Here is a 20,086-nt window from a genome sequence, read left to right as displayed (position 1 = left end):
TTAAATTTAATTAATCATCAATATTTTTAATAATTAAAAATTATCAATTATTGATGAAATTTATTTTATTGAAATAATCTAATAAAATTCAAATGCTACAGTCGCCACAAATTATAACCAGCCGACTGAATAAAAACCGGATCATATACCGATTTCACATCTACAAACACACCGCCTGGTTTTAGTTTCCCTAATAAATCAGTAAAAGGCAATTCTAAATATTCTTTATGAGAAACTGCTGCAACAATCGCATCTGCGCTTGGCAAATCAGCCCAATTCATCAATGAGATTCCATATTCGTCTATCGCATCTTTAGGATCGGCTATTGGATCATGCACTGATACGTCCCAACCAAAATTCTGTAATTCATAGACTACATCTGCAACTTTTGAATTTCTTAAATCAGGACAGTTTTCTTTAAAAGTTAAACCCAAGACAATAATTTTTGCAGTTTTGATTGAATAACCAGCACGAATTAATAGCATACCCGTTTGCTGCGCAATGAATGAAGCCATACCATCATTAATTCGTCTTCCAGCAAGAATCACTTCAGGATGATAGCCGATCATCTCCGCTTTATGAGTCAGATAATAGGGATCAACTCCAATACAATGCCCACCTACTAACCCAGGGCGGAAAGGTAAAAAATTCCATTTAGTTCCCGCAGCTTCTAATACTTCCAGAGTATCGATACCTATACGGGAAAATATAATAGATAGCTCATTCATCAACGCTATATTTAAATCGCGTTGAGTATTTTCAATAACCTTTGCCGCTTCAGCCACTTTGATAGAACTGGCTCGATAGACACCGGCATCAATTATGCTTTCATATAGTTTGGCAATTTTATCGAGTGTTTCTAATTCATCGCCAGACACTACCTTAATAATTTTCGTAATTTTTTTCTCTTTGTCCCCGGGATTAACTCGTTCCGGTGAATAGCCGACATGAAAATTCTTTTTCCATTTAAGGCCGGATTCTTGTTCGAGTATAGGTATGCAAATATCCTCAGTTGCTCCAGGATAGACAGTCGACTCATAAATAACAATAGCACCTCGTTTTAAATATTTGCCAACTGTAGTTGAAGCTTTAACCAAAGGTGAAAAATCTGGCTGATGTGCAGCATCTACTGGTGTAGGTACTGCTATGATCACAAAATCAGCTCTATTTATCTCACTAGGATCATTGGTTACTTTCAAGCCAAACGAGGCTAAAAAATCTTGCTTTGAGACTTCTCTTGTCGGGTCAATATATTTTTTATAATTGGCAATTTTACTTTCGGATAAGTCATACCCAATAGTTTCAAACTTTTTCCCAAACTCCACCGCTAATGGCAACCCAACATAACCCAACCCAACAATTGCAACAATATTCTGTTTCATACACTTTTCCTTTTCACTTTTCTTCTTTTATTTAATAAGCGCTTAACAAAAAGTCAGCTTATATAAATCCCCAAACTCTTGGCCCATTTCATCGATGGCTCATTCCAGTTCGTCCGGTATATAGAGTTTAAATGGGAGCCATTCGTATTTCATCTTGCGCCAAAGCAGTTCAATCCGATTCAGTTCGGGACTGTACGGGCAAGCAATAAAACCGCATGTCTTTTTTTTCCAAAAGGTCCCAGTAAGGTTTCAATTTTTGGGCTGTGTAAATGGAGGCATTGTCCAAAATCACCATCATGGGCTTGCGGACTTGTTGCCGCATGGCCATCAAAAACGCAAAGAACCATAAGCCATGGATACTTTGCCATAATTTCGTCAGGACCAACTGGCCCGACGACCGCAGGGCACCGATTACATTCAGCCGGCGCCCCTCGTTTCGCCGTGATAGCCTGGGTTTCGCCGCTTGGGGTCCACGCCGAACGATTGGGCGGTTGCGGCGCAAAGCCGGCTTCGTCGACATAAGCCAGTTCAATTTTGCCCGCATTCGCTTGTTCAATCAATTCCGCTATGTCGCGTTGGGCTTGTTCAAAGTACTCGGGGTCGTGCTTTTTGTAAACGGTAACGCGTCCGTTTTCACACATAACCCATCCGCTTCAGCTCGTTACGCAGGGTGCCGGCACTGACGTCGACACCATACTCGGTTTTCAAACGAATGATCAAAGTTCGGCTGCTTAACGGTTCGGCCTCGACCCACATCTTTAACCGCGCTCGGTGCTCATCACTCAACTTCCTCGGCTCTCTGCTGCGCGGTTGATCGGCTAGGCTGGCGAATCCGTTCTTGAACCATTGGCGCCGTCGTTCGCGTATCGTCTCCGGCATCAACCTTTGCTTTTTCGCCGCCTCGAACGACGTAGACCCTTCCGGCAAGCTGTAAAATCGATTCTGCCCGCTCTCGCTAATCGCTGCCTTTCTTAATCAGGTGGTGTAATAACTCTCGCTCGGTTTCGGTCAATTCAACGTGGACAACTCGCATTTCCTTCCGGGACTGTCTGGGTAACTCCGTATATCTTATACACAAGCCGATTTATTGTTAAGCGCTTATCAATAAAGCAGTGGGTTTTGAGTTATTGTCAAATATGATGTTCAAAGATTTCATCAAGCCGCATTCTGATTTAGCGTATAACTTTTGATTTTTTACTGCAACGGCTTATTGTAGAGTCCTGATGTAACAAGGTGGTCCGCATGGTCCAATTGTTTCCGCCCCGTTCGCCTGATTATGCCTTACTGTCCAAGCCATTACACACCGTTTTTACACCCAGCTCATTGAACCTATCGCACCTATTTAAAACATCGAGCTCTCGGACAAGAATTCATGTTTTCATCGACGGAAAGTTACGGGTTCGTGATGGCAAATTAAACATCAAACTAAGACGAGCCCCTTTTCAGAGTTGAACACACACTAATCCAAAGGGATGGTGGCATAAAGCCCGAACAGCAACTGAGGCAGGCGCCTAGGTTTCGTTCGACGGATTTCATTGCAGGCTCACCCTCATCAGTTTGTGGAAGTCTCGGAAACAGCCAATTCGGAACCGGCGCCGTTGCCGATCGACACAGCATCATCGATTTCATCACGGTCCATATGATGTTTTTCATGCACCGGACGGATCAGCAAATTGCACAGAAATCCCAAGGCCAGCAAACCCGCCATCAGATACATCGTCACATTGTAGGCATCGGCTTTCGCCACGCCCTGTTCGATCTGGAATTCGCGCAAATAATTGACCAGCACCGGACCTAATACCCCTGCGGTCGACCAGGCCGTCAGCAAACGCCCGTGAATGCCGCCGACAAAGCGGGTGCCGAAGATATCGGCCAGATAAGCGGGAATGGTTGCGAAACCTCCGCCGTACATGCTCATGATAACGGCATACAAAATGATGAACAGCCCGATATTGCCGAGCATGCCCATCGTGGGAACGGCGGCGTAAAGCAAAGGGCCCAGCGTAAAAAATACGAAATAGGTGTTTTTACGGCCCAGAAAATCGGACGCCGACGACCAGAAAAAGCGCCCGCCCATGTTGAACAAACTCAGCAGGCCGACAAAGCCGGCTGCCGCCGCGGGCGTGACCGCGCCTTTGAACATTTCCTGAATCATCACCGACGCCTGCCCCAACACGCCGATGCCGGCAGTGACGTTCAGACACAGCACCAGCCACAACAGATAGAATTGCGGCGTCTTCAAGGCCTGATCGATATGGACGTGATGATTAATAATCATCCTGTTTTGCCCGGTCTTCGGCGTCCATCCCGCTGGCCGCCAATCGGCAGAAGGAAGACGGATCGTCAGGGCGCCGATCAGCATCGACACAAAATACAGGCCGCCCATGACCAGAAAGGCCTCCATGACGCCCACCGACATAGATGATTTGAAATGATCCATCAGCATGACCGAGAGCGGCGCACCGATCATCGCGCCGCCGCCGAAGCCCATGATGGCCATGCCGGTCGCCATGCCGCGGCGGTCCGGAAACCATTTGATCAGGGTCGACACCGGCGAGACATAACCCAAACCGAGTCCGATGCCGCCGATCACGCCGTAACCCAGATACAGCAGCCAGATTTCATGCAGATACACGCCCAGTGAAGAAATTAGAAAGCCGCCGCCGAAGCAGCAGGCGGCGACGAACATTGTCAACCTGGGGCCAACCTTTTCCAGCCATTTACCGCCGAAAGCCGCCGACACCCCCAGAAAAACAATCGCCAGGCTGAAAATCCAGCCCAGCGTCGTCAGTTCCCAGTCTTCCGGAGTGGAACCGATGATGCCGAGGACCCGAGTCAATGGGTCGTTGAATACGCTGAAGGCATAGGCCTGGCCGATGCAAAGATGAACCGACAACGCGGCCGGAGGAACCATCCAGCGATTGTAACCGGGCCTCGCGATACTGTGCTGTTTGGAGAAAAAACCTGACATATAAACCGAATTACTCCCTCATCGACGTCCGCAGTTTCGATAAGGACATTTTGATGCTCGAAATCGATTGAGGAATGAACACAGCGGTTTTGTCGTTTCGTTAAAGTTACGTTTACTCCACCGTCACCGACTTCGCCAGATTTCTCGGCTGATCGACGTCGGTGCCTTTCAGCACAGCGACGTGATAGGCAAGAAGCTGCAAGGGCACGGTAAAGACGATGGGAGCTATTTCATTCTCGACTTTCGGAATCTTGAGGTACTGCACGTTGCCTTCGTTGGCCGAGGTCAGCGATTCGTCCTTGAATACGATCAACTGGCCGCCGCGCGCGCTGACTTCCTGCAGATTGGACTTGAGTTTTTCCAGCAGGCTGTTGTTCGGAGCCACCGCAATCACCGGCATGTCGCCGTCGATCAGAGCCAGCGGGCCGTGTTTCAACTCGCCGGCCGGATAGGCTTCGGCATGGATGTAGGAAATCTCCTTCAGCTTCAACGCCCCTTCCATCGCGATCGGATAATGGGTGCCCCGGCCCAGGAACAAGGCGTGTTCCTTTTCCGCGAACTGCTCCGCCAGCTCCTGAATTTCGTCGTTGAGTTGCAGCGTTTTTTCGACCTTGCCCGGCAAGCCGAACAGTTCGGAAGTGATTTTCCGTTCCAGCTCTTCGGACAACTGAAAGCGTCGGCCGATGGCGATCAGCAGCAGCAGCAGCGTAGTCAATTGGGTGGTGAAGGCTTTGGTGGAAGCGACGCCGATTTCGGGACCTGCGCGGGTCATCAAGACCAGATCGGATTCCCTGACCAGGGAACTTTCGGGCGCATTGCAGATGGTCAGGGAATGTTTGGCGCCGAGTCGCTTGGCTTCCTGCAGGGCGGCCAGGGTATCAGCCGTTTCTCCGGACTGAGAGATAGTGACAATAAGAGTGTCCGGATCGAGCACCGGATTCCGGTAGCGAAACTCGCTGGCCACTTCGATCTGACAGGGAATACGGGCCAGCCGTTCGAACCAGTAGCGCGCGACCAGGCCGGCATGGTAGCTGGTGCCGCAGGCCAGAATCATCACCGATTTGATCCGGTCGAACACGGCGGAGGCATTATGCCCGAACGAGCTTTCCTGGAGCCGGCCGTTGATGAAACGGCCTTCCAGCGTCTGCGAGATGGCGAACGGCTGCTCGTAGATTTCCTTCAGCATGTAGTGGCGGTATTCGCCCTTGTCGACGGCGTCGGCCGCCAGATGGCTTTCCTTGACCGGGCGGTCCACGAGGTTGTCGTGCGCATCATAGATCAGCAGTTCGTCGATTTTGATGACCGCCAGGTCGCCGTCTTCCAGGAAAATGAACCGGCGCGTCACCGGCAGCAGGGCCGTGACGTCGGAAGCCACAAAATATTCCCCGATGCCGATGCCGATCACCAACGGGCTGCCTTTTCTGCAGGCGATCAACGTGTCCGGATAATCGCTGCAAACGATGCCCAGAGCGTAGGCGCCTTCCAGTTTTTTAACGGCATGTTTGACGGCGCCGACGAAATTTCTGGAAAACTCCAGAGCATGATCGATCGCGTGCACGATCACTTCGGTATCGGTTTCCGAGGTGAATTCGTAGCCTAATTGCACCTGAACGTCGCGCAACTGCTCGTGGTTTTCGATGATGCCGTTGTGAACCACGGCCACCCGGTTCCGGCTGACGTGCGGATGGGCATTGGCGGTGCTGGGCTTGCCGTGCGTGGCCCAGCGAGTGTGAGCGATGCCGATCAGGCCTGAAACGGGATCGGCGTTCAGCAGTTCTTCCAGACCTTTAACTTTTCCCAACTGCCTTTTTCGGCAAATGGCTCCATTGCTTACTACCGCAAGCCCGGCAGAGTCGTAGCCACGGTATTCCAGCCTTTTCAGTCCTTCCATCAGAATGGGGACCACGTTTCGTTGCGCGATGCCGCCTACAATGCCACACATATTATTTTTCCCTCTTGCTCGGCCTTTGCCAGCCGTTTATCGATACCTGTTTCGCTCTGCTCAAGGTCAGTTGGTTTTCTGGGCTGTCTTTGGTAATCGTCGAACCGGCGCCTATGGTCGCATTTTGTCCGATAGTAACGGGAGCGATCAGTTGTGTGTCGGAACCGATAAAGGCGCCGTCTCCGATAACTGTATGAAACTTGTTGACCCCATCATAATTGCACGTGATCGTGCCGGCGCCGACGTTGACCCGGCTGCCTACAGTACAATCCCCAATATAGCTCAAATGATTGATCTTGCTACCGTCGGCTACCGACGACTTCTTGATCTCGACAAAATTGCCGATATGAACGTTGCGTGCAATGACCGTCTCGGGACGCAATCTGGCGAAAGGGCCGATGCGGCTGCCTTGTCCGACAACGGCTTTTTCGATAAGGCTATGGTCGAGTATTTCGGCGTTGTCTTCAATCACGCTGTCGACGATTCGGCAATTGGCGCCGATCCTGACGTTGTTGCCGATGCTGATTTGTCCTTCGAGAATCACGTTAACGTCGATTTCGATATCAAGCCCCAGATGCTCTATTGTGCCCCGGAGGTCGAAGCGCACCGGATCGTAAAGGGTGACGCCTCGCTCCATCAGTTGCTGAGCCTGCTCCAGTTGATGGACTCGCTCGAGATGACCGAGCTGGCTGCGGTTATTGACCCCCAGCACTTCGTCAATCGTTTTCGGCTGGCTGGTGGCGATGTGGACGTGATCGGCCACCGCCATTTCGATGATGTCGGTCAAATAATATTCGCCCTGAGCATTGTGGTTGTTCAGCCGGTCCAGCCATTTTATCAGGTGCCCGCCCTGAACCGCCATGATGCCGGTATTGACTTCCCTGATGAGAACTTCGCTCTCCGATGCGTCTTTTTCTTCGACAATGCGCGTCACCGCGCCATGATCGTTACGAACGATTCTACCATACCCTCTCGGATTCTCCAGATTGACCGTCAACAAGGCCAGCGACTTGTCGCTGACTTCGGCGATCAAATGCTTGACCGTTCCCAGTTTTAACAAGGGAACGTCGCCGTAAAGAATCAGGACGATGTCGGCGGGGTTGATTTGATCCTTGACCTGCTGCACGGCATGGCCCGTACCCAACTGCTGCTTCTGCTCGATCCAGTCGGCATCCAGGTCCTTTAAGACTTCCAGAACCTGCTCGGCGCCGTGGCCGTAAATGATTTTAATGCGGTTGTTCTGCAATTCGCTGCACATGTCATACACATGTTTCAGCAAGGGTTTGCCTGCAATTTTATGCAGCACTTTCGGCAGTTCGGAGCGCATCCGCGTGCCTTTGCCGGCCGCCAGGATAATTGTGGTAATTTTCATTCTACTTTCCGTCAAATAAAAAAGCCCGATAACGAGTTTAAACGCTACCGGGCTTTTTATAAAGTCCTGAGATAGAGATTGCCGCGCCGTTATCCGCCGCGTTTTCTCAACCTGTCCAGTGTTCTGAGCTGCATCACCGCTTGCGCCAACTGGGCCTGAGCCGTCGCGTAGTCGATCTGGCCGGATTTGTCGGCCAGAGCCTCTTCGGCTCGGGCTTTGGCCTGGAGAGCCGCCGCCTCGTCGATGTCTTTGGCACGGATCGCCGTATCCGCCAGGATTGTTACCAGATGCGGCTGAACTTCCAGCATGCCGCCGGAGATGTAGTACGGATGACTTTCCTTGTCGTTGATCTTGACCCGCACTTCCCCAGGATTCAGACGCGTGATGTAAGGAGCATGGCGAGGCGCGATGCCTACTTCGCCCATCTCGGCGGGCGCGAATACCATTTCCGCCGTTCCCGAAAAGATTTCTTTTTCAGCGCTTACGATGTCTACTTGTACGGTCGTGGTCATTCTCGCATACCTTGTGGTGTCATTGACTTACTTCAGGCTTTTTGCTTTTTCCAGAGCTTCGTCGATGGTACCCACCATGTAGAACGCCTGCTCCGGAATCGTGTCGTATTCGCCTTCGATAATGCCTTTAAAGCCGGCGATGGTGTCCTTCAGCGATACGTATTTGCCCGGGGTTCCGGTAAATACTTCGGCGACGAAGAACGGCTGCGACAGGAAGCGCTGGATTTTCCGCGCTCTCGCCACGATCAGCTTGTCTTCTTCGGACAGCTCGTCCATGCCCAGAATGGCGATAATGTCGCGCAGCTCTTTATAGCGTTGCAGGATGCCCTGAACCCTTCGGGCGACCTGATAATGCTCCTGGCCGATCACTAGGGGATCGAGCTGGCGGCTGGTCGAATCCAGAGGATCGATGGCTGGATAAATGCCGAGCTCGGCGATTTGCCGCGACAATACGACGGTCGCATCCAAGTGCGCGAACGTGGTCGCCGGAGACGGGTCGGTCAAGTCGTCCGCAGGCACGTAAACCGCCTGAATCGAAGTGATCGAACCGTGCTTGGTCGAGGTGATCCGCTCCTGCAGAACGCCCATTTCTTCCGCCAGGGTCGGCTGATAGCCCACCGCCGACGGCATACGGCCGAGCAATGCCGATACTTCGGTACCGGCCAGAGTGTAACGGTAAATGTTGTCGACGAAGAACAGCACGTCGCGGCCTTCGTCGCGGAAATATTCGGCCATGGTCAAACCGGTCAATGCCACGCGCAGCCTGTTTCCGGGCGGCTCGTTCATCTGCCCGTAGACCATCGCCACTTTGGAGTTCGACAGATTTTCGATGTTGATAACGCCGGCTTCCTGCATTTCGTGATAGAAGTCATTGCCTTCCCGGGTTCTTTCCCCGACCCCGGCAAACACCGACAAACCGGAATGTTCGGTTGCGATGTTGTTGATCAACTCCATCATGTTGACCGTCTTGCCCACGCCGGCGCCGCCGAACAGGCCGACCTTGCCGCCTTTGGAAAACGGGCAGATCAGGTCGATCACCTTGATGCCGGTTTCCAGCAGTTCATTGGCGGCCGCCTGGTCGGCATAGCTGGGCGCTTCGCGATGGATCCCCCAGGAGACGGTTTCGCCGATGGGCCCGCGTTCGTCGATCGGCTGTCCCAACACGTTCATGATCCGGCCCAGGGTTTCCTTGCCGACCGGAACCGAAATCGGCGCGTTGGTATTGGTGACGGCCAAGCCTCTGCTCAGTCCGTCGGTACTTCCCATGGCGATCGTTCTGGCCACGCCGTCGCCTAATTGCTGTTGCACTTCCAGGATCAGGCCGACGCCGTCGACTGTCAGTGCATCATATACCTTGGGCAGGTTTTCGCGTGGAAACTCCACGTCTACGACCGCGCCGATAATTTGTACGATTTTACCCGAACTCATTCTGTGTCCTCTTGATTTTGTCGCTCTTAGGCTTAAACGGCTGCCGCGCCGCCGACGATTTCCGAAATTTCCTGAGTGATGGCGGCTTGTCTGGCTTTGTTATAGATCAATTGCAGTTCCTGGATCAGCTTGCCGGCATTGTCCGAGGCGCTCTTCATCGCCACCATGCGCGCGGCCTGCTCGCAGGCATTGTTTTCGACCAGCCCCTGAAAGACTTTCGATTCGATGTAGCGCGCCAGCAAATGATCCAGAACGTCTTTGGCGTCCGGCTCATAAATGTAATCCCAATGCCCGGACAGGTCCTCTTCCATTTCGCTGGCGGCGACCGGCAGCAATTTTTCAATGGTGGGCCGTTGCGTCATAGTATTGACGAATTCGTTGCTGACCACGTACAGTTCGTCGATTCGGCCCTGTTCATAGGCGTCCAGCATGATTTTGATGATGCCGATGATGTCCTGAAGATGAGGCGTATCGCCCAGCTTGGAAATCTGACCGACCAGGGTCGTTTTTTTCAGATTGCTGAAAAAAACGGTCGCTTTGGTGCCTATCGTGCAGACGTCGACCTCGATACCGGCCTTGTCCCACTGCGACAACTGGACCAGCGTTTTCCTGAACAGGTTCGAATTCAGACCGCCGCACAAGCCCCGATCGGAACTGATCACGATGATGCCGACGCGTTTGGTCTCGCGCTGCACCAGAAACGAATGCTTGTACTCGGGATTGGCATGCGCCAGATGCTTGATGATCCTGCCGATGCGCTGAGAATAAGGTCGCGTCGCCTGCATTCTGTCTTTGGTTTTGCGCATCTTGCTGGCCGCGACCATTTCCATCGCGCGCGTGATTTTCTGAGTATTTTTAATACTCCCAATCTTATTGCGTATTTCTTTGCCAACAGCCATTAGAAGACCCTTTTACCAGCTATGCGTTTTAACAAAGTTTTCGATCGCGGACTGCAAGCCCCGGGCAATTTCATCGTTGTAATCGCCGGTGGCGTTAATGGTGTCCATCAATTGCGAATGCTCCGTCTTCATGTACAGTTGCAACGCGGCTTCGAACGCCAGCACCTTGTTCACCTCGACTGCGTCCAGGAAGCCCTGGTTCGCCGCATACAGCGACACCGCCATTTGCGCGACCGACATCGGCGAATATTGGTTCTGCTTCATCAGTTCGGTGACGCGTTGGCCGCGCTCGATCTGCTTGCGGGTGCTTTCGTCCAGATCGGAGGCGAACTGGGCGAATGCCGCCAGTTCCCGATACTGCGCCAGGTCGAGACGGATACCGCCGCCCAATTTTTTAATGATCTTGGTTTGCGCCGCGCCGCCTACCCGCGATACCGACAAACCGGCGTTGACCGCAGGCCGGATGCCCGAGTTGAACAGGTTGGTTTCCAGGAAGATCTGGCCGTCGGTAATGGAAATCACGTTGGTCGGTACGAACGCCGAGACGTCCCCGCCCTGCGTTTCGATGATCGGCAACGCCGTCAAAGAGCCGGTTTTGCCTTTCACTTTGCCGCCGGTCAGTTTTTCCACTTCGTCCGCATTGATCCGGGCCGCTCTTTCCAGCAAGCGCGAATGCAGGTAAAACACGTCGCCCGGATACGCTTCGCGTCCCGGAGGACGGCGCAGCAACAGGGACACCTGACGGTAAGCCCAGGCCTGCTTGGTCAAATCGTCGTAAATGATCAGGGCGTCTTCGCCGCGGTCTCTGAAATACTCGCCCATCGAACAACCGGTGTAGGGCGCGATGAACTGGAGAGCGGCCGATTCCGAAGCCGAAGCCGAAACGATGATGGTGTGCTCCATCGCACCGTGCTCTTCGAGTTTGCGCACGACGTTGGCGATCGAGGAACGTTTTTGCCCGATCGCCACATAGATGCATTTGATGCCGGTACCTTTCTGGTTGATGATGGCGTCCACGGCGATCGCGGTTTTTCCGGTCTGACGATCGCCGATGATCAGCTCCCGCTGACCGCGGCCTACCGGAATCATCGAGTCGATCGATTTCAGGCCCAATTGCACCGGCTGGCTTACCGACTGGCGCGCAATAACGCCCGGAGCGATTTTTTCGATCGGTGAAGTTTCCTTGGTTTCAATGGCGCCCTTGCCGTCGATCGGATTGCCGAGCGCATCGACCACGCGGCCGAGCAAGGCTTCGCCGACCGGCACTTCAAGAATTTTGCCGGTGCATTTGACGGTGTCGCCTTCGGAAATGTGCTGGTAGGCGCCCAGGACGACGGCGCCCACCGAATCGCGCTCCAGGTTGAGCGCCATGCCGTAGGTATTGCCCGGGAATTCCAGCATTTCTCCCTGCATCGCTTCGGAAAGCCCGTGGATTCTTACGATACCGTCAGTCACGCTGACGACGGTGCCTTCGGTGTGCGCTTCCGCGCCGAGATCGAAGTTTTCGATCTTCTTCTTAATCAGATCACTTATTTCAGATGGATTTAGTTGCATGTGCTTGATCTCACTCTCACTGTAGAGTCTTTTGCATTTGTTTGAGCTGGCCTCTGACGGAGCCGTCGATAACCTTGTCTCCCGCCCGCACCAGGACGCCACCGATCAGGGACTTATCCACGGTGACCTTCATATGGATTTTCTTGCCTAATTTTTTTTCCAGCGACGAAGCGAACTGAGCCTTTGCTTCCTTGGTCAGGGCATATGCGGTATAAACGTCGGCTTCGATGTAGCCTTCGTCCTGAGCCTTCAATTCTTCGTAAAGCCGCGTTATGTAGGGAACCAGGCCGAGCCGCTTGTTATAAACGAGCAGTTGCAGGAAATTTCCGACTTCCGGATCCACTTTGTCGCCGCACAAATCGAGCATCAAGGCCGACTTGCGTTCATTGCTCACGTTCGGATTATCGACCAGCCTGGAAACGTCCCGATTCGCCAGAATCGCTTCGATAAACGCCAGGGATTGGGACCATTTCTCCGTGGCGCCGGTCTCCTTGGCTCTTTTGAACGCCGCGGATGCGTATGGCCTCGCCAATGTTGCCAGTTCGCTCATTTACTCAACCTATAGTTTGTTGGAAACTTTATCAAGAATGTCCTGATGCCTGGTTTTGTCGATTTCCGCGCTCAGAATCTGTTCCGCAGCTTTGACCGCCAGGTTCGCGACTTCTATACGCAAGCTTTCTTTCGTTTGCTGAATTTCCTGCTCGATTTGCACTTTAGCTGCAAGTTTGAGACGATCGCCTTCTTTTTGTGCGGTGTCCTTGGATTCTTCAACGATTTCATTGGCGCGTTTTTGCGCCTCGTTGACAATCTCAGAATATTTATCCTTCGCTTCCTTAATGACGCTCAAGGCCTTTTTTTCAGCCAGTCTCAAGTCTTCCTGACTCTTTTCGGCCGCTGCCAGACCGGCGGCAATTTTATTTTTTCTTTCTTCCAAAGAATTAAATAAAGGCGGCCAAATGTACTTCATGGTAAACCAGACCAGAAGTGCAAATGTAATCATTTGCCCAATCAGGGTAGCATTGATACTCACGATGCGTTCCTCTTGTCGATAGGTGGTAAATCAGCCCGCATTAACCGGCAGCAGCGGCCTGTACGGCGGACAGGAACGGATTGGCAAAAGTAAAGAACAACGCCAGACCGACGCCGATCATGGTGACCGCGTCCAGAAGACCTGCGACAACGAACATTTTAACTTGCAGCATCGGAACCATTTCAGGTTGACGCGCCGCGCCTTCCAGAAATTTTCCGCCCAGCAAGCCGAAGCCGATCGCCGTTCCCAAAGCGCCCATACCAAGAACCAGACCTACCGCGATGGCAGTCAAACCTTGTACATCGGCAATTAATCTTGCAATTTCCATGATACCTCCAATAGATACGTTATAAAAAAACAGTAAAAAAAGACATTTTGTCCGGCTTGAACCGTCTCACACCGCCTGAAAGCGCTGCTTGAATCCCATGCATTTCAGAGTGATCCGCATCGATCGGAATCGGCGCCGCACGGCATAAATCAATGATCTTCGTGCGCCATACTCAGGTAGACGATCGTCAATACCATGAAGATGAAGGCCTGCAAGGTAATGATCAGAATATGAAAGACCGCCCAGGGAAAACTCAGCAACGGCTGGATGTAACAAGGCAACAGGGCGATCAGGATGAAAATCAATTCGCCGGCATACAGATTGCCGAATAACCGCAGCCCGAGGGAAATCGGCTTGGCGATTTCCTCGACGACTTTCAGCAGCAGGTTGAACGGGAACAGCCAGGGACCGAACGGTTGAAACAGCATTTCCTTGGCAAACCCCCAGGGGCCCTTGACCTTGATGCTGTAAAAAATGATCAGGCAGAACACCGAGATCGACATCGCGAAGGTCGCGTTCAAATCGGTACTGGGCACGACCCGAAGATACGGCAACCCCATCATCGAACCGATAAACGGCAGGAGGTCGACCGGGAACAAATCCATGAAATTGAATAAAAACACCCAGCAGAAAATCGTCAACGCCAGCGGCGCGATCAGTGCACTTCGGCCGTGGAACGTGTCCTTGACCTGGGTATCGACGAACTCGATCATCATTTCGACGAAATTCTGCGCCAGGCCCGGCACTCCGGAAGTGGCCTTTTCCGCCGCCGTCTTGAAAAACCAGACGAACAAAACGCCCAAAACAACCGAAAAAAACAAGGTGTCCAGATGCAGGGTCCAGAAACCCTCCCCTGCGCTAAGGGGTGTTAAATGATGAATAATATAACCAGTTGCCCCTTCAGCGGCATGAGCTTCGGTTGCCATCGTTCCTCTCTACCTAATTAATATTTCAGCGCATCAAGAGCGCAAACCAAAAAACCGACAAGGCTGCCAGATAACCTGCCAGCAGCGGTAAAATTTCTATGTTTGGAATTTGAAAAATCAGCGCGAACAAAGCGGCTGTCAACAGTAGCTTGCCGGATTCCCCGACATAAAACGACCTGACAATCTTTCGTGCTTCCAGCCCGGAGGCTCTTTGCATTTTGATTGCAAAATACAGATTCGGAATGAATGCCGCGAACCCGCCCAGCGCTGCGGAATAACTCGAAACCCATCCCCTCGTTACGGCAAACCCCAAAGCCATCGCTGCAATAATCAAAATCTGAAAAATCAGAACTTTACCGACAGTCGATAGCTTTTTATCCGCCACACTGCGCCCCAAATGAATTAGCTGGACGATTATAGCGGGTGGACTGCATTAAATCAAGGAAGGATTCCATCGAAACGGCAATAGACCGAACGGCCTGAAGAGACCAGCTTAGGTTAACAAAGCCGGCTTTGTCGCTACGAAACCGAATCGCCGGAATAGATTAATGAAAAGAATGCTCTGGGCAAGGGAGGTTTACTTACCCTTCAATATCGATCGTAACAAAACGGCTTAAATCATGCCGTTTTACCGACAGGTTATGATAATTCGTCAGTGCCAGCCGCCGTACTGCTTGGTGGGATCGCCCCGAAAGCCGGCCGTGGTTTTGTTGGCGTCCGGAACCGTGCCCATGCTTTCCGCCGCCAGGACCAGATTGGCGTGCGTATAGCCTCCGAGCTCCCGGGCTTTCTTGGCGATGGCGGTGGACAGCGGATTGATGCTGTAGACAGTCAGGTTCGGATGCACGACCGCCGTGATCAATTCACCGGCATCCGTTTCCTTTCCTGAAGGAAGATAGGACAGGACGACCGGCAAAACGGTCCCGGCCGGGATTTCGATCCGATACCGGTCGCCGTTCTGCAACTGCGTACCGGCGATCATTCGGCCCTGACCGTCCAGGACCCGGACGGTCCCCGTCTTGACCGGTCCCTGGTCATCGGCGACGGATCCTTCCAGAGCGGTAGCCACTTCAAATTTTTTGACTGTTTCCTTGACCAGCGGGCTGTGCTGCGTTTCTTTTTCGCATCCGGTCAAAAAAAAGCCTGCGATCAGAAAAACAAACCCCAAAGCGGCTGGACAACGCCCGAAGGCAAAACTGAAATAATTTCGGCTCATCGTGGTTACTCGCACTTTTGTATCGGCTTCGAATTGTATCACCAACTTTCGCGCCCGGTCTTGCCCGCGTTCAGGACATCCTTTCCTTAACCGCCGAACATCACGCTACGGACAGCATGTTTTCCAGCGCGCGCCTGGCCAGATCAGCCTCTTTCGGCGGCACCGAAATCCGGTTGACGACCTGGCCTGCCGCCAGGTTTTCCATGACCCAGGCCAGATGCTGCGGATCGGTCCGGAACATGGTCGAGCACATGCACAGCATCGGCGACATGAAATGCACGTTTTTCCCCTGGGATTTGCACTCTTCATGCAGACGATTGACCAGATTCAGTTCCGTAGCGACCAGCCAGCGGGTATTGGACTCGGCCTGCCGGACCGTTTTCAAGATGTATTCGGTCGAACCGACGTAATCGGATTTCCGGCAAACCTCGAAACAGGCTTCGGGATGGGAAATTACCCGGGTTTCCGGGTAGCGCTCCAGAAAACGGTCGATCTGTTCCGGCTTGAAGGCTTGGTGCACCGAACAATAGCCGTTCCAGAGTATCATTCTGGCGTTTCGAATTTGTTCTTCGGTCAATCCGCCCAGCGGCTTGTTGAAATCCCACGTGACCATCCGTTCCAGGGGAATGCCCATCCGGTAACCGGTATTGCGCCCCAGATGCTGATCGGGGAAAAACAAAACCTTGGGCCGCTTGGCAAAACTCCACTCCAGAATTTTCTGCGCATTCGACGAAGTGCAGACGATGCCTTCGTGCTCGCCGCAAAACGCTTTCAGATCCGCCGCCGAATTGATGTAAGTGATCGGGGTGACTTCATTCTCGACGTCGATCACTTCAGCCAGTTCCTTCCAGCACTTTCGCACCTTGATCAGATTGGCCATGTCCGCCATCGAACAGCCGGCCGCCAGATCCGGCAAGATCGAGATTTGATCCGGCCTCGACAGGACATCGGCGACTTCGGCCATGAAATGGACGCCGCAGAAGACGATGTATTCGGCTTCCGAACGGGCGGCGTCCCGGGACAGCTTTAACGAATCGCCGGTAAAATCGGCGTGCTTGAAAACTTCATCCCGCTGATAATGATGCCCCAGAATAACGCAACGGCTGCCCAGCCTGGCTTTTGCCGCCACGATGCGAGCATCGCATTCTTTATCGTCGAGTAAGGCATAATCCTCAATAGGTAAGGTCATTTAGTTGAATCCCGGAAAAAAGGTTGAAGCAAAAATTATTACGCTATGACTGATTCCTGAACCGGAAGTTTAACGGGGAATGGTTTGCCCGAACGCCGCCAAGCGAACGGCAATCGCTTATCGATAAACTTTATCATCAGCAAGGCAGCCGGGCTTCCGATCCGGATTTTGGCAAACGGCAAAAAGCAACCGGACATTTCCGGACAAAAAATTTTCCCGGCAGGAGACAGAAAACAAGTGACCGCATGAATAATTTGATTTGACAGTTTGCAACCCGAAGCTGCGCTCTCTACGATCCGTAAAAATTTTTTGATGATAACATATGGACCATATTGGTTCAATGCAGATAAAACATTAATAAACTCAGAGCATTAACTCAGAGCATTAACTCGCGAAGAAACTTTGCCGCGGCCCCCACGACGAATCGCTCTCTCGGCTTGACCCGGGCAGATCCTTGCACAAGCCAAATAAGATAACCTGATACGTTAGAGCCAGCCGAATTTTTCGAATCTTGTGAAAAACCGGCCGGCTTGCGCCATTACTCCATTGGATAACAGCCTACCCTTGATCCAAATCCCTCTCCAGTCATTAGGGACATCTATCCCGCCCCCACCGGGCGAATTAGCCTATTGACAGGATATTAAAATCGTAATAGTTTTTAAGCCCAGGGTTGTCATTATTAAGGGATTCGGACATCAACAAGTATCCTTGTCTTGGGACCGCTCCTCTCCCCTTGTTTAAACACGACCTTGATGATCCTCAGCCGGAAGCGAGGCTCATTCCCTTCTCCGTCCAGACCCTCCTCCTCTATACGTAAGTACAACAGGATGACCGGATTGGGCAATCAGGACCTGTTATTCAGCTTGACGTCAACCGATTACTGTTCGACCAACCTTGACAACTCACTATTAAAATGCAGGAAGGAGGACACCATGTACAACCCATCCATTTTTTCATTTCTGTCGGGACCGCTTTCAGTTCCGGCAAGACAGTGCAAACGGCCCGCTTTAAAAACCGGGGTTTTCGCCTGGATCGCTCCTCTTGCCCTGGCATCCGGTACGGCGGTCGCAGCAACACAACTGGAGACAACAAGACAAGAGCACCTTGCCGATTCATTTTTTCACCGGCCGTTGAGCTTCGAAGCCAATCTCGGGCAGACCGATCCGTCCGTGCAGTTTCTGTCACGAGGTCAGGGCTACAGCCTGTTTCTGACGCCCACCGAAGCGGTGCTGAGCTTGCGCAAGACGGATTCGGCACTTCGATTCAAACCCAGCAAATTGCCTTCGTCCAATCCTGTCAGACCGGCCAAAACTTCAACCGTCGGCGTGCTCAGGATGCAACTGGAGGGAACCCAAGCCAAAGCCCAAGCCGAAGGTCTCGATCAACTGCCGGGCAAGACTCACTATCTGCGCGGTAAGGACCCCAAAGCCTGGCGCACCGGCATTCCGAGCTACGCCAGGGTCAAATACCACGGCATTTATCCCGGCATCGATCTGGTCTACTACGGCAAGCAGCGGCAGCTCGAATACGATTTCATCGTGGCTCCCGGCGCCGATCCGAAAGCGATCCGGTTTCACGTCGAAGGCGCCGAACAACTCCGCCTGGGCAGCAACGGGCAATTGATCGTCAAGACCGAGGGCGGCGAAGTCATCCAGCACCAGCCGGTGATCTATCAGGAGATCGACGGCGTGCACAAATCCATTGCCGGAGGATACCTGCTGCATCCGGATAAAAAAGGAAAAACGGCGGACGTCGGCTTTCAGGTGGCTCGCTACGACACCTCCAGACCGTTAATTATCGACCCGGTGCTGTCCTATTCCACTTTTCTTGGAGGGAGTGATTATGATATTGCAGATGACGTTGCCGTGGATGGCTCGGGCAATGCTTATGTAGCAGGAACCACCGCCTCGGTCGACTTCCCCCTCGTGAACGGATCTCAACCGCTTTCCGTCGGCGGTTCGGCGGATGCTTTCGTAACCAAATTCAATGCCAAAGGCAACAGAGTCCTCTACTCTACTTATTTTGGCGGGAGCGATTCCGACGTCGGAGAAAGTATCGGAGTCGATTACCAGGGCAATGCAATTATTTCAGGCTATACCTATTCGGCAGACTTTCCCAAGCGTAACCCATTGCAGGCAGACTGCCACATCGTCAACGACTACGAAGGGGATGCCTTCGTAGCCAAGCTGAATGCCGAGGGCACGGCCTTTGTCTATGCGACCTGCCTCGGCGGCAGCAGTGCGGAGTTCAATTCGAACATCGCGGTCGATCGATTGGGCAATGCTTATGTCACGGCGCTAACTCGTTCTACCGATTTTCCCACGCTTCATCCGTTGCAGGCATCGCTGTTGGCAGAACAGGATGCGTTCGTGGCAAAGATCGGCCCTACAGGCTCGCTGATTTATTCCACCTACTTCGGAGGCAACCAGACATTCGGCGAGGCGAGCGAAGACATCGCAGTGGACAAGTTCGGCAATGCCTATATCGTGGGCTGGACCACGGCATCCGACTTTCCTACGGTGCATCCCTTGCAACCCGCCAAGGCCGGAGGTACGTACGATTCCGACGCGTTTGTCGCAAAGCTGAACGCATCGGGCTCCGCCTTGATTTATTCGACTTATCTCGGCGGCCAGCAAATCGAAATTTGCAGCGATCCTTTTTGCGCAACGGCCGGCATCGCGGTCGATGGTTCCGGCAATGCGTACGTCACGGGCACCACGAACTCGAGCGATTTTCCGACAGTAAGGCCATTGCAGAATACGCTCAAAGGCTATTCCAATGCTTTCGTGGCCAAACTGAATGCCGCCGGCTCCGCGCTGGTGTATTCCACGTATCTGGGAGGGGATAATTATAATTACGGCAATGCCATTTCCGTAAACAGCAACGGCAATGCCTATATCGTAGGTTCCACCGATTCACAGCACTTTCCCGTGTTCCGTGCATTGCAGCCGAACTGCGCCGTCCAATCGGATTACGACGTCACGCTGACCAAGCTCAATGCGGCCGGGACAAGATTCATTTATTCCACCTGTCTCGGGGGCCGCGATGACGACTACAGTCAGGGCATCGCGGTGAACCGCTATGGCAGCGCCTATGTTGCGGGCGGCACCGATTCGGCCGATTTTCCCACCTTCAAAGCTCTGCAGCCGGCTTTAAGAGGCAGCAGCGACGCCTTCGTGACCAAGGTCAAGGGCAACTAGCGAAAGGCCCGGCAGTTTCTGTCTGCGTTGTTCGGAATCGAGCAATGCAGACAGGGAGCGCTCCGCCTTGCCGTTATTTTTCAACTTTATTCGCTGTCCGGCCAATTTCAACCACCAACAACCATTAAAAGAAGGAG

At 52.6% G+C, this 20,086-nt stretch carries 18 protein-coding genes; 1 reads left to right on the top strand and 17 read right to left on the bottom strand.

Annotated features, from left to right (window positions below):
• Window positions 1–95: 95 nt before the first annotated feature.
• From A3OW_RS0118940 to nadA, 17 genes are all read right to left on the bottom strand, one after another.
• Window positions 96–1,382: a nucleotide sugar dehydrogenase gene (locus A3OW_RS0118940; RefSeq protein WP_020565034.1), complete on the bottom strand. Its 1,287-nt coding sequence runs from the start codon at window positions 1,380–1,382 to the stop codon at window positions 96–98.
• Window positions 1,383–1,551: 169 nt separating this feature from the next.
• Window positions 1,552–1,902: a transposase gene (locus A3OW_RS0118935; protein ID WP_157385938.1), complete on the bottom strand. Its 351-nt coding sequence runs from the start codon at window positions 1,900–1,902 to the stop codon at window positions 1,552–1,554.
• Window positions 1,903–2,015: 113 nt separating this feature from the next.
• Window positions 2,016–2,261 (bottom strand): helix-turn-helix domain-containing protein, encoded by a 246-nt coding sequence (locus A3OW_RS28715; RefSeq protein WP_232422405.1) that lies wholly within the window; start codon window positions 2,259–2,261, stop codon window positions 2,016–2,018.
• A gap of 673 nt (window positions 2,262–2,934) precedes the next feature.
• Window positions 2,935–4,353, bottom strand: a complete 1,419-nt coding sequence (locus A3OW_RS0118925) for an L-lactate MFS transporter (RefSeq protein WP_020565032.1) — start codon at window positions 4,351–4,353, stop codon at window positions 2,935–2,937.
• 112 nt (window positions 4,354–4,465) lie between these two features.
• Window positions 4,466–6,295 (bottom strand): glutamine--fructose-6-phosphate transaminase (isomerizing), encoded by a 1,830-nt coding sequence (gene glmS / locus A3OW_RS0118920; RefSeq protein ID WP_020565031.1) that lies wholly within the window; start codon window positions 6,293–6,295, stop codon window positions 4,466–4,468.
• A gap of 1 nt (window position 6,296) precedes the next feature.
• Window positions 6,297–7,667, bottom strand: a complete 1,371-nt coding sequence (gene glmU, locus A3OW_RS0118915) for a bifunctional UDP-N-acetylglucosamine diphosphorylase/glucosamine-1-phosphate N-acetyltransferase GlmU (protein WP_020565030.1) — start codon at window positions 7,665–7,667, stop codon at window positions 6,297–6,299.
• Between the two features lie 89 nt (window positions 7,668–7,756).
• Entirely contained in the window at window positions 7,757–8,179 is a 423-nt protein-coding gene (locus A3OW_RS0118910) for a F0F1 ATP synthase subunit epsilon (RefSeq protein WP_020565029.1), read from the bottom strand.
• Window positions 8,180–8,206: 27 nt separating this feature from the next.
• On the bottom strand, window positions 8,207–9,607 hold the full coding sequence (gene atpD, locus A3OW_RS0118905) for a F0F1 ATP synthase subunit beta (RefSeq protein WP_020565028.1): 1,401 nt from the start codon (window positions 9,605–9,607) through the stop codon (window positions 8,207–8,209).
• 32 nt (window positions 9,608–9,639) lie between these two features.
• A complete protein-coding gene (gene atpG / locus A3OW_RS0118900; protein ID WP_026223731.1) occupies window positions 9,640–10,506 on the bottom strand; it encodes a F0F1 ATP synthase subunit gamma in 867 nt (288 codons plus the stop codon).
• 12 nt (window positions 10,507–10,518) lie between these two features.
• Window positions 10,519–12,060, bottom strand: a complete 1,542-nt coding sequence (atpA, locus tag A3OW_RS0118895) for a F0F1 ATP synthase subunit alpha (RefSeq protein ID WP_020565026.1) — start codon at window positions 12,058–12,060, stop codon at window positions 10,519–10,521.
• A 16-nt stretch (window positions 12,061–12,076) separates the two neighbouring features.
• On the bottom strand, window positions 12,077–12,610 hold the full coding sequence (locus A3OW_RS0118890) for a F0F1 ATP synthase subunit delta (RefSeq protein ID WP_020565025.1): 534 nt from the start codon (window positions 12,608–12,610) through the stop codon (window positions 12,077–12,079).
• Between the two features lie 9 nt (window positions 12,611–12,619).
• A complete protein-coding gene (locus tag A3OW_RS0118885; protein WP_026223730.1) occupies window positions 12,620–13,090 on the bottom strand; it encodes a F0F1 ATP synthase subunit B in 471 nt (156 codons plus the stop codon).
• A gap of 40 nt (window positions 13,091–13,130) precedes the next feature.
• The gene (gene atpE / locus A3OW_RS0118880) at window positions 13,131–13,418 is read right to left on the bottom strand and encodes a F0F1 ATP synthase subunit C (RefSeq protein WP_026223729.1); all 288 of its coding nucleotides are present in this window, start codon (window positions 13,416–13,418) and stop codon (window positions 13,131–13,133) included.
• Window positions 13,419–13,567: 149 nt separating this feature from the next.
• Window positions 13,568–14,344 (bottom strand): F0F1 ATP synthase subunit A, encoded by a 777-nt coding sequence (gene atpB, locus A3OW_RS0118875; RefSeq protein ID WP_026223728.1) that lies wholly within the window; start codon window positions 14,342–14,344, stop codon window positions 13,568–13,570.
• Between the two features lie 25 nt (window positions 14,345–14,369).
• Window positions 14,370–14,729 (bottom strand): ATP synthase subunit I, encoded by a 360-nt coding sequence (locus tag A3OW_RS0118870; protein WP_020565021.1) that lies wholly within the window; start codon window positions 14,727–14,729, stop codon window positions 14,370–14,372.
• 267 nt (window positions 14,730–14,996) lie between these two features.
• Window positions 14,997–15,560: a hypothetical protein gene (locus A3OW_RS0118865; protein WP_020565020.1), complete on the bottom strand. Its 564-nt coding sequence runs from the start codon at window positions 15,558–15,560 to the stop codon at window positions 14,997–14,999.
• A 100-nt stretch (window positions 15,561–15,660) separates the two neighbouring features.
• Window positions 15,661–16,749, bottom strand: coding sequence for a quinolinate synthase NadA (nadA, locus tag A3OW_RS0118860; RefSeq protein ID WP_020565019.1), 1,089 nt, complete (start codon window positions 16,747–16,749; stop codon window positions 15,661–15,663).
• Between the two features lie 932 nt (window positions 16,750–17,681).
• On the opposite strand from nadA, the gene A3OW_RS0118845 reads away from it, so the two are divergent.
• Entirely contained in the window at window positions 17,682–19,949 is a 2,268-nt protein-coding gene (locus A3OW_RS0118845) for a DUF7948 domain-containing protein (RefSeq protein WP_026223727.1), read from the top strand.
• The last annotated feature ends 137 nt before the right edge of the window (window positions 19,950–20,086 follow it).

This window comes from Methylosarcina fibrata AML-C10, from assembly GCF_000372865.1.
GTDB lineage: Bacteria > Pseudomonadota > Gammaproteobacteria > Methylococcales > Methylomonadaceae > Methylosarcina > Methylosarcina fibrata.
The sequence above is the reverse complement of the archived record's forward strand: the minus strand, read 5'-3'. Positions and strand labels throughout refer to the sequence as shown.

Coding starts and splice junctions, on each gene's coding strand:
- A3OW_RS0118940 (WP_020565034.1), bottom strand. CDS start 1,382: ATGAAACAGAATATTGTTGCAATTGTTGGGTTGGGTTATGTTGGGTTG.
- A3OW_RS0118935 (WP_157385938.1), bottom strand. CDS start 1,902: ATGTCGACGAAGCCGGCTTTGCGCCGCAACCGCCCAATCGTTCGGCGT.
- A3OW_RS28715 (WP_232422405.1), bottom strand. CDS start 2,261: ATGCCGGAGACGATACGCGAACGACGGCGCCAATGGTTCAAGAACGGA.
- A3OW_RS0118925 (WP_020565032.1), bottom strand. CDS start 4,353: ATGTCAGGTTTTTTCTCCAAACAGCACAGTATCGCGAGGCCCGGTTAC.
- glmS (WP_020565031.1), bottom strand. CDS start 6,295: ATGTGTGGCATTGTAGGCGGCATCGCGCAACGAAACGTGGTCCCCATT.
- glmU (WP_020565030.1), bottom strand. CDS start 7,667: ATGAAAATTACCACAATTATCCTGGCGGCCGGCAAAGGCACGCGGATG.
- A3OW_RS0118910 (WP_020565029.1), bottom strand. CDS start 8,179: ATGACCACGACCGTACAAGTAGACATCGTAAGCGCTGAAAAAGAAATC.
- atpD (WP_020565028.1), bottom strand. CDS start 9,607: ATGAGTTCGGGTAAAATCGTACAAATTATCGGCGCGGTCGTAGACGTG.
- atpG (WP_026223731.1), bottom strand. CDS start 10,506: ATGGCTGTTGGCAAAGAAATACGCAATAAGATTGGGAGTATTAAAAAT.
- atpA (WP_020565026.1), bottom strand. CDS start 12,060: ATGCAACTAAATCCATCTGAAATAAGTGATCTGATTAAGAAGAAGATC.
- A3OW_RS0118890 (WP_020565025.1), bottom strand. CDS start 12,610: ATGAGCGAACTGGCAACATTGGCGAGGCCATACGCATCCGCGGCGTTC.
- atpE (WP_026223729.1), bottom strand. CDS start 13,418: ATGGAAATTGCAAGATTAATTGCCGATGTACAAGGTTTGACTGCCATC.
- atpB (WP_026223728.1), bottom strand. CDS start 14,344: ATGGCAACCGAAGCTCATGCCGCTGAAGGGGCAACTGGTTATATTATT.
- A3OW_RS0118865 (WP_020565020.1), bottom strand. CDS start 15,560: ATGAGCCGAAATTATTTCAGTTTTGCCTTCGGGCGTTGTCCAGCCGCT.
- nadA (WP_020565019.1), bottom strand. CDS start 16,749: ATGACCTTACCTATTGAGGATTATGCCTTACTCGACGATAAAGAATGC.
- A3OW_RS0118845 (WP_026223727.1), top strand. CDS start 17,682: ATGTACAACCCATCCATTTTTTCATTTCTGTCGGGACCGCTTTCAGTT.